This is a genomic window from Limnobacter sp. SAORIC-690 (genome assembly GCF_002954425.1).
Classification (GTDB): Bacteria; Pseudomonadota; Gammaproteobacteria; order Burkholderiales; family Burkholderiaceae_B; genus Limnobacter; species Limnobacter profundi.
Genome location: NZ_MQVZ01000001.1, coordinates 2,594,640 through 2,603,720 on the forward strand (window position 1 = coordinate 2,594,640; position 9,081 = coordinate 2,603,720).

Genomic DNA, 9,081 nt, shown 5'->3' on the forward strand with positions numbered 1-9,081 from the left:
CCGAATCGCGGCCATTCAGCGCTGCCCCCTGACGCTTCGGCCCGGCCTGTTGATCCGGGCCTGCGCGCTCCGCTTGCCCAAAGGCGGGTATGTGCAGTAGGCGGGTGTGGGCGGTCTTGCTGTCTCTTTCACCGTATCACGGCGTTCTCGCCGTGCAAGGACTGCGCGTGCTCGCACGCTTGCGGCCGTGGCCGGCTGCGCTCCTGTGACGGCTTGCGCTGCGCCGTGAAGCGCCGGTTCCGGGCAATTCCGCCCGAGCAACCGGAGCACGATCATGTCGCAACTGACCCTCTCTCTCGATACGCCGCTGATGGTGCGCGATGGCCGCGGTCGTTACCGGCCGGCGGACGCCGACCAGATTCTGGAAGCCGCGCGCCAGGTCATCGAACAGAAGATGCAGCGCGGCGATGCGTTCACGTCGCCGGCGGCGGTGAAGGACTACCTGCGTGCCAAGCTGGCCGGCTTCGAGCACGAAGTCTTCGCGGTGCTGTTCATGGACACGCGCCATCGGCTGATCGACTACGTGGAGATGTTCCACGGCACGATCGACTCGGCCGAAGTGCATCCGCGCGAAGTGGTCAAGCAGGCGCTGCGGCTCAATGCGGCGGCGGTCATCGTCAGCCACAACCATCCGAGCGGGAACCCGGAGCCGAGCGGCGCCGACCGGGCACTGACCCAGCAGCTCAAGCAGGCATTGACGCTGGTGGACGTGCGCGTGATGGATCACGTCATCGTCGCAGGCGCCGTTGCCACATCGTTCGCAGAGCGCGGCTTGCTTTGATTTTGGGGGCTTCGGCCCCTTTTTGCTGCGCCTAGAGCTTGTTATCAACTACTGGCAGAAGCCAGCAGTCGTGCGGCATTGGGCAGTTTGAGCACGGCAAAGACGAGGAAGTGCAGTCCGTGCGAACCGTGGTGGCTTGGTACAGCACTTGGGAGATCAGGCTATTCGTGCGTAGGTTTTTCCATCCAAGACTCGTTTCACTTGGTCCACGTCTTTCGCTCCGATGCGCACGTAAATTTCCTCGGGCGTGTGGTCTTTGGCGAGCTCGCGTATTGCCTTCACTTGGACCACGGATAAGCGCCCGTCCCGCCCGCAAATCTGCGCTATCGCCCAGTCGTTGTCCTTCCACTTTTCGGCGACCCATGGCGCCGGTAATCCCAAGCGGGGATGGTCATTCAGCCACTTGTGCAGAATCTTGTCGCGGTCATCGGGCAGAGGAACGACGCCTTTCGAAAGCAATCCGTTTTCGCGCAGGTAGCGCAGGCCGCTCTTTCCGCCCGGCACCATGTTGAGCCGGCGTTCGTCATCCCAATGCCCTTCTACCAAGAACTCTTCCGCCTCGTAGAGCTGCTCCAGATCGTCGGTGATAGCCATCACCTTGTGGTGCACGTACGTGAGACGCCCACCCTCTTGCTCTTCTCGAAATCGGCGATGGAAAAGCAATGGACTGCCCGTCTCAATCGCACGACGGTGCTCGGACCAACGCTTTTGCCAGCTACGGGTGGACACACCCACATAAAAGGACCCGTCGTCGGGGTACGACGCACCAGCGCCGAAGATGTGCTGGTAGAGGACGTATGCGCGTTCGGGGTAGTGCTTGGGCGATAGCAGGAAGTGCGCGGGCACCGAAAATATAAGGCTAGGGCTCCTGATGGTGCTTTCGTCAATCTGCGTAGCTCCGCGCATGGCCGCAGCCAAGTACGCGGGGTCAGTAACGACTTCCACCGAAATCGTAGGCTGGATAGCTAACTCGCCTTCGCCCAGGGCGCCAAGACCGTACTCTAGCTTGCGGTCCACCGTTCTGTGCCCATCCATGAGCTTCCGGAACGGAGATATGAACCCCGGACGGTCGCCCATGAAAATCATGCGCACCACGGGTATCACTTGGCCTGGCTTGAGCCTAAACACACCGTGGGGATTCGCAGCCACCCGCGCCCATTCCCGCCCGTAGTCGGAGGACCGCACGAAGTCTTCAAGCAGCTGCTCAACCTCGCGCCGCCGTGCAATCATCGACTTCGGCGCGAGATGCTCCCACCAAGCCTTGTTTAGCTTCATCGCGTCACCGCCTATCCTTCAAAAGCCGGCCGGCCAAGCCCACCGTTGGAGTGCCGTTTGAGAGCCAAGCTTGCACGTCTGTGGCCCCTACTTCCAAACCAGCGCCCAACGCGGTATCGCCTTGCGGGGCATCACCGCACTCTAGCCTCACTGCTATTGCGGCGCTCAAAGTTCAGAACACGCTCTCGTTCTGTTATCTGACTACGCCCAATGTTTTGTCGTTTCAATGAAACGACATTATGTGTCGAGCATGTCCCAATCGTCGCCTAACATCCACCGGATGGCAGACAGCTTGCCATTTATCATTCCCCACTCAAAATCATCCCACGGGCCAATTTCGTCCGGGCCAAGCTCATCCTCGGTTCGCTTGGCTGACGCAAGAGCTCCTTCCCAGACGGTATCGATGGTCACATCATTCCATTCCTTGGAGGGCATCTGCTCCCACTCCTCTCGGCTGACTAGCCTGTGCTTTCCGCGTTCTATGGCGGTGCGCAGATTCCAATGCCGGTTGTACCAGACCTGCTTGAAAAGCCTGTGTTCGGCCTCTAGCAGTTCGGATAGTTTGCGTGGCTCTTGACCAAATTCTCGCTCAAACTTTACTTCGTCCAGCAGGTCTTCGGCGAACTCACCCAATAGTGGGCCAAGGTTCGTCGCATAGCGGGAACCGCTGTTATCGAACAGTGCAGCTAGGTCGGGGTGCGGCAAACGTGTGTCACCGCTACGATCGCTGAAGTCGTGAGTGTTATGGGTCACAAAGCCGTACACGTCGTCTGTACTGGACTTGGCCTCAATCACATCAATGTAGGTCTCGATGAGGATTGCATCATCTATCCCATTGCGTTGACGATGAAACGGCGCAACCTTTGCGATGGCTCTATCTGCGGCCCGAGCCTTAATAGTATCGGTCAATGCGATATGAGTCACTGATGCGAACATTTTTTCGATGATCTCGACCGCATCGTTCACCGCCTCGCCACCAACGGCAATTCGATGATCAACTTCATTCAATCTTTGAATCGCGGTATCGCGTCCATCTTGGGGCGCGAACTTTAGCATCGCTTCGCGCACTAGCCTGAAGTGGCTTGAAAGGCTGCGCTTGCTTTCCGAGATGACTCGCTCCTTGTTGCGGTTGAATTCCTCTACCACGGTTTCTGGGAGCACTATTTCAAGCTCGCCGGCCTCTTTCATGGCGACCAGCGCATCAAGAAGCGGCAACTGCCGATAGTCTTTGGCCAAATCCAGCCAAACGCTGACCTTGCCCCTGTTCCGTGTAGTTCTTAACCCACGATTCACGCGGCCTTTTTGCGCTGTGCCTCGTACCAGCGCTGCTCATACTGCATCGGGCTGAGGTAGCCCAGCGACGAATGCAGCCTGCGGTGATTGTAGAAAGCCATCCAGTCCATCACCGCCTGCCTGGCCTGCTCACGGGTGGCGAATTTGTGGCCATGCACGCTGGCCGTTTTCAACCGTCCCCAGAAGCTTTCCGTTGGAGCGTTATCCCAACAGTTGCCCTTCCTGCTCATCGATGACCGCATGCCCCAGCCCTTCATAGCCTCCTGGACCTCGTGGCTGCAATACTGGGCGCCCCGGTCGCTGTGGAATATCAGACCGGCTGGCGGCCGACGACGCCACCACCCCATGGCCAGCGCATCCTTGACCAAGCTGGCCTGCATGTGCGGCTGCAGGCTCCAGCCCACCACCTGACGGCTGAACAGGTCGATTACGGCGGCCAGGTACAGCCAGCCTTCGTCGGTCGGAATGTAGGTGATGTCGCCACTCCACAGCTGGTTTGGTGCCTCTGGATTGAAGCGCCGCTGCACCAGGTCGGGGGCCACTGGCAGGCTGTGGCGGCTGTCGGTGGTCACCACGAACTTGCGCTTCGTTTTGGCCTTGATGCCGTGCTGCTGCATGAGCTTGCGAACCCGGTCTTTGCCCGTCCGGATGCCGCGGGCCCGCAGTTCCTTGTGCATGCGTGGCCAGCCGTATTCGCCCTTGACTTCGGCGTGGATGGCACGGATGTGCGCCAGCAGCGCTTCGTCACTGTGGCGTCCTGCAGGACCACCGTGACCCGCCTGCCGCCGGCGCAGCCAGTTGAAGTACCCACTGGTACTGACCTCCAGCACCTCGCATGACACGCTCACCGGGTAGCGGTTCTTCATTTGGTCAATCCAGGCGTACCTCGCAGCGTGTCCTGCGCGAAGTACGCCGCGGCTTTTTTTGCGATGTCGCGCTCCATGCGAAGGCGAGCATTCTCAGCGCGCAGCCGCGCTATCTCCATCTGCTCGGCAGACACCTTGGCGACCTTGTCACCGCCATCAGCGCCGCCGAGCTCGCCCTTGGCCGCCAGCCTCACCCAGTTCCCCAGACTGGCCTTGGGAATGCCCAGCACCTTGGCCACTACCGCAATCGCCCGACCCGAGCGGACCTGTCGAACCGCCTCCAGCTTGAATTCACGCGTGTACTGCGCACGCACCTGCTTGTCACTCATTGCTCAACTCCTCGTCGGTATTTTCAACAAGGGTTAAGAACTCCACTTTTCAGGGGTAACCTCACGCATGTATCTATTAACAGATGCAGTTTCAAGGATCTCTCCAGACAGTGCAATGGCTAACTATTGTTATGAGGCGCGGCGACTATTCTAGGATCGTTCCGCCGCCTCGCTCCCAGACCATCGCCCAGAACTGCTGGCCCCAGTCGGTTTGATGCCCATCGAGATAACGCGACTTGCCCAGTGCCAAGCCAAGTCGCGCGATCAGAGCGGCGAACTCCGCGTCGGCAGGGTTCGCCGCCGCCCAAGTTCGCCCGAGTACGTAGGAAAGCAAGGCGTGAAACAGGGTGATGCGAGTCGCCTTTTGCGCATCGTAGGCGTGCGGACGCATCTCAATGATGGCATGCGAGTCGGCATCGGGCTGGCCTGCATCGTGGAAGCGAAGAAGACGTAGCTGCCATTGCGCAAGAGCGCGACCATAGTGAGCATAGGGCTGAACAGCGCCAGCGAACTCGCGCATGAAGGTGGACCAAGACTCGCTCCAAAGGCCCACCCCATACCCCTGCCAGACATTCGCTTGCAGCCATGCCCGCAGCTTGCCCGGTGTCAGTTCATCGGCATCCCAGTTAAGCAGTGTTGCTTCGGCATCGGGATGTCCGCATATCCCCAACTCGATGATGCTGATGGCCTCTACGCATTGCCGCGTCAACGCAAGGGCATTGGCGTGCATTCCGTCGCGATTGGCCTGATTTGCCAGCAGCAGGGAATCCAGTACGAACCAGTGCGCCAGCATTGGAGCCGATTTCACCTGCGGCACCATTGCATTGGCGGTGACGGCGCTACCGACGCGCTCCATCACCTTCCGCGTGGCGTCTTCGGAGATCGTGAACCATTCCGGCATTGGGCGGGACATGTGATCGTGCTTCTCGGTCGGGTACTCGGCTGCTAGAACGGGATGTCGTCATCGAATTGATCTACAGTCTTCTCGGGAGGTAGCGCTCCCTTCGGCAGCGGTAGATTCGTAACGATGAATAGGTTGAGGATGTCATCCCTATCCATGAACAAAATCTGCGAACGTTTCGTAGCGTCAAGCTTGTTTCCAAGCCAGTTTCTCGCCTGCTTCGTTATCTCGCCGCCGGCGATGATGAAAGCATGATCGACCAGCACGCGGCGGTTCAGTTCCGAATCGAATATCTCGTGCCCGAGCATCATGTTTACCTGATTGTGTATCTCGGCGACATTGGCGGAGCCAGCCTTGCCGACACCTGATGAGTCCAGCTTTCCTCTCTTAGCTTGGATACCAAAGTAGAGAACATGAAGGGTCGGCAGGGTGTACTTCATCCACACGTCCTTGCCGTACTCCAGCGCCTTGTCTTTATGACCGGCTGCCGTAATGCGGTGAAATCCGAGCTGACGGAACAGTGGTAGTAACACTTCCTCGATCAGTTCATCTTCGGAGCATTTGTTTAAGTAGGCAGTGAGTTGCTCCCGACGCTCGACTTCCGCTGGAGTCAGCGGGCGATGCGGGTTTGCCATCTGCGCAACGGTATTCGTGGCAATGTGACGAAGTTGCCCGACGCCTTGCTCGTCGTAGAACGCTTCCCAACCTTCGCGTGCTAGTACGATGTTCAACGCAGCAAGTGCCTTGCTTCGATCGGGGTCACCGTCTTGCGCGTCGCCTTTATCGAGGGTGGCACGGACGATTCGGATGAAGCGTCTGGCGGAACCGATGGGCTAGGATGTGGTAGTGACAACACTTCTTCCAGCCTGCTCGCAACCCATGCCCATCGGGTTGACCCGTCATGGACATAATCTAGGGCTACGCTGAACAAGCCCTCGAAATTTCCCGCGCGAACGCGGAAGACGCCATTTTTTGGATTTTGTGGCCTCTTGCGCCGCCCATTTGGGCCGTTCGCAGGGCCTTGAGGCCCGATTTCCACCCTTACGGGCGCACCTGTCCCTGCAGTCGCCCTCGGGCAAGGAAAATGTTGGCCAGCGCCAAGGCCGTGAATGCGCGTGTGGCGTTCTTCTGCAGCCCGCGGTAGCGCACCTTGGTGAATCCCCACAGGCGCTTGACCACCCCGAACACATGCTCTACCCGAGCGCGGATGCGTGACTTGTTGCGGTTCTTGGCCCGCTGAACTTCGTCCACCTCGCCTGCACGGCGGGTGCGCTGGTTGGTGAAGTCTTTGGCTTGGGGCGCCTTGCCCCGGATCAGAGCCTTCTGGCTGGCGTAGGCCGAGTCGCCGTACACGCGCTGCTCGTTGCCATGCAGCAGATCGGGCAGCGGGTGTTTGTCATGCACGTTGGCCGCCGTCACCACGGCGCTGTGCGCCAGCCCGCTTTGGCTGTCCACGCCAATGTGCAGCTTCATGCCGAAATACCACTGCTGGCCTTTGCGGGTCTGGTGCATATCGGGATCGCGCGCCTTGTCGGCGTTCTTGGTAGAACTGGGCGCGGCGATGATGGTGGCATCCACGATGGTGCCGGTGTTGACCTTGAAGCCGCGCTCCTGCAATTGCTGGCCTACCTTGGCAAACAGGGCTTCACCCAGTTTTTGCTCATTGAGCAGTTTGCGAAACTTCAGCAGCGTGGTGGCGTCGGGCACGCGTTCGCGGCCCAGGTCAATCCCCACAAAGCGGCGCAGACTGGCACTGTCATACAGAGCCTCCTCGCACGCCAGATCGGCCAGGTTGAACCAGTGCTGAAGAAAATGGATGCGCAGCATGCGCTCAAGGCCAATGGGCGGGCGGCCGTTGCCTGCTTTGGGGTAGTGCGGCTCTATCACCTGGCACAGAGCGGCCCATGGCACTATTGTCTCCATGGTCCGCAAGAACTCTTCGCGTCGGGTGGGTTTGCGCGAATGCTCGAATCCGTTGTCTTGATCTGCGGCCATTGCCAAGGTCTGCTGCTTCATCTGCGGATAACGTTTGACCCCTCTCAATGGTGGACCTTAATCAGCGTTGCCCTAGGTCGCAATCCTGGAAAAATTCAGTGATGTAGCTGCTGGAACGATAACGAAAATTGTCAGTATCACCACAAACAATGTGGGCGAGTTCTCTGAGGTTCCTGCTTTTCCATTTCATTTGCACGTCCAGACTAGTCCATCACTTCGTGGGGATGGCGTTGAACGTTCGTTCCTTGCCGATCGTTTATTCAGAACCATCTTGACCAATCTCGTGCAGTTCCTGGCGCACCTGCGCCAGAAGCTGATCGGTCTTGCGCGTGCTGTCGCCGGCATAGGCCAGCGTCAACAGCGTCAACGGATGGACTTCCATCACCTCGCACAGCTCGGCCAACTTGCTGATGGTCGGGCTTTTCAGGTCGCGCTCCAGCGTACTCATGTAGGTACGGCTCGACACGTCGGAGAACGCTTCCTGGCTCAAGCCACGCGCTTTCCTGACCGTCTTCAATGCCTTCGCCAACGAGTACGCTGCCGCCACCTATGGTTTCCTCGCAAAAACCAAGATGACAGCCCATTGCGCCCTATAGGGCTACAATCTATAGTGTTCATTTGGTGTTGTTCTACGATTTCGTGCCTTTACGGAAATCCGCATCTGCGGATTGCTCCAAATCCAGGGAACCGCATTCGTGCCTCTACTGACTTGCGCCCTTGCACGTTCGTGCCTTTGTGCTTCTGCGGATTCGCGGGCTTGCGTATCTGTTGTTTCGTGCGCAAGCGGGGATGCGGTTCGGCGGCTTCGTTCCTTTGAGGAGAGAGGTCAGCCATGAACGCGCTCATCACCGATGAGGAACGCGGTCGGCTGCTCGCCAACGCCCAGGCCCGCGCCGACGATCCGCTGCCCGTCCTGCGACTGTTTACCCCGGACGCCCACGCCACTTGGCTGCTGGCCGCGCTCGACCCGACCGATGGCGATACGGCCTGGGGACTGATCGACTTGGGGCTGGGCCTGCCGGTGCTGGGGACGGTGAAGCTGTCCGATCTGGCGTCCATCGTCGGGCCGAACAAGCAGCCGGTGATGCGTGATCGCTACTTTCAGCCCACGCGGCCGCTGTCGGAGTACGTCCGGCTGGCGCAGGAAAACGGTTCGATCACGGACTGACGCAGGCCCACGCAGCGAGGCCAAGCGCAGCGCATTGTGACTATTTCAGTCTCACTCAAGACCGTGCCGGTCTGAATCCGCACTCTTGCACCGAAGCGGTGCGACCCTGCTGCAAATAGTCATGGTCTTCGGCGCGGATTGCGGCACGGTGTCCGATGCTGACCGCCAATTCCTGGCGGTGCAGCCGTCGCATTCAGACGATTTTCGCAATGCACCGGAGCCAATCAGTCTTGACGCCAGCAGCAACACCTTACCCGACCATGATGACGCTTTGATGTTGAAACGATAGCTCCCCGCACCACGAAAACCGTGGCGACGTTCCTGCTGACCGTCAGGAGGCATCGTCATGGCCGACCCGAGCGTTGAACACTGGTATCCGACCGCCGCGTATCTCTACACGCTGCACCTCGATGGCCCCGCGCTGGCCTGGGAATATCTGCGCCGCAACCCCGACTACCGGCGCGACTGGCTGC

Annotated in this window: 11 protein-coding genes; 4 read left to right on the plus strand and 7 right to left on the minus strand. The window is 59.3% G+C overall.

Translation table 11 applies throughout. From position 1 onward, the window contains the following. Positions 1–274: 274 nt before the first annotated feature. A complete protein-coding gene (radC, locus tag BSZ31_RS12375; protein ID WP_105029013.1) occupies positions 275–781 on the plus strand; it encodes a DNA repair protein RadC in 507 nt (168 codons plus the stop codon). Positions 782–937: 156 nt separating this feature from the next. Here radC and BSZ31_RS12380 read toward each other — a convergent pair whose 3' ends face one another. The 7 genes from BSZ31_RS12380 to BSZ31_RS12410 all read right to left on the minus strand — a co-directional run bounded on the left by BSZ31_RS12380 (position 938) and on the right by BSZ31_RS12410 (position 7,987). Next, positions 938–2,056, minus strand: coding sequence for a hypothetical protein (locus BSZ31_RS12380; RefSeq protein ID WP_105029014.1), 1,119 nt, complete (start codon positions 2,054–2,056; stop codon positions 938–940). A gap of 237 nt (positions 2,057–2,293) precedes the next feature. Then, positions 2,294–3,292, minus strand: coding sequence for a PIN domain-containing protein (locus BSZ31_RS12385; RefSeq protein ID WP_206018600.1), 999 nt, complete (start codon positions 3,290–3,292; stop codon positions 2,294–2,296). 53 nt (positions 3,293–3,345) lie between these two features. Next, a protein-coding gene (locus tag BSZ31_RS12390) for an IS3 family transposase (protein WP_105029015.1) occupies positions 3,346–4,544 on the minus strand; the annotation gives its coding sequence in 2 pieces (ribosomal slippage) (positions 3,346–4,277 and positions 4,277–4,544; 1,200 coding nt in all). Positions 4,545–4,689: 145 nt separating this feature from the next. After that, positions 4,690–5,457: a hypothetical protein gene (locus BSZ31_RS12395; RefSeq protein WP_105029016.1), complete on the minus strand. Its 768-nt coding sequence runs from the start codon at positions 5,455–5,457 to the stop codon at positions 4,690–4,692. A gap of 32 nt (positions 5,458–5,489) precedes the next feature. Beyond that, entirely contained in the window at positions 5,490–6,176 is a 687-nt protein-coding gene (locus tag BSZ31_RS12400) for a hypothetical protein (protein WP_206018601.1), read from the minus strand. A gap of 310 nt (positions 6,177–6,486) precedes the next feature. Next, positions 6,487–7,461 carry an IS5 family transposase gene (locus tag BSZ31_RS12405; protein ID WP_055392831.1) on the minus strand — a complete coding sequence of 325 codons (975 nt, stop codon included), beginning with the start codon at positions 7,459–7,461 and terminating at the stop codon, positions 6,487–6,489. Positions 7,462–7,696: 235 nt separating this feature from the next. Then, complete coding sequence (locus BSZ31_RS12410) at positions 7,697–7,987, minus strand: helix-turn-helix domain-containing protein (protein ID WP_105029017.1); 291 nt, start codon at positions 7,985–7,987, stop codon at positions 7,697–7,699. Between the two features lie 285 nt (positions 7,988–8,272). On the opposite strand from BSZ31_RS12410, the gene BSZ31_RS12415 reads away from it, so the two are divergent. The 3 genes from BSZ31_RS12415 to BSZ31_RS17430 form a co-directional block, all read left to right on the plus strand. After that, positions 8,273–8,608 (plus strand): DUF2958 domain-containing protein, encoded by a 336-nt coding sequence (locus tag BSZ31_RS12415; RefSeq protein ID WP_105029018.1) that lies wholly within the window; start codon positions 8,273–8,275, stop codon positions 8,606–8,608. 121 nt (positions 8,609–8,729) lie between these two features. After that, a complete protein-coding gene (locus tag BSZ31_RS16925) occupies positions 8,730–8,897 on the plus strand; it encodes a hypothetical protein (RefSeq protein WP_168426971.1) in 168 nt (55 codons plus the stop codon). 57 nt (positions 8,898–8,954) lie between these two features. After that, positions 8,955–9,081, plus strand: a 127-nt coding sequence (locus BSZ31_RS17430) for a transcriptional regulator domain-containing protein (RefSeq protein WP_240605787.1), incomplete at its 3' end; no start/stop codon positions are given.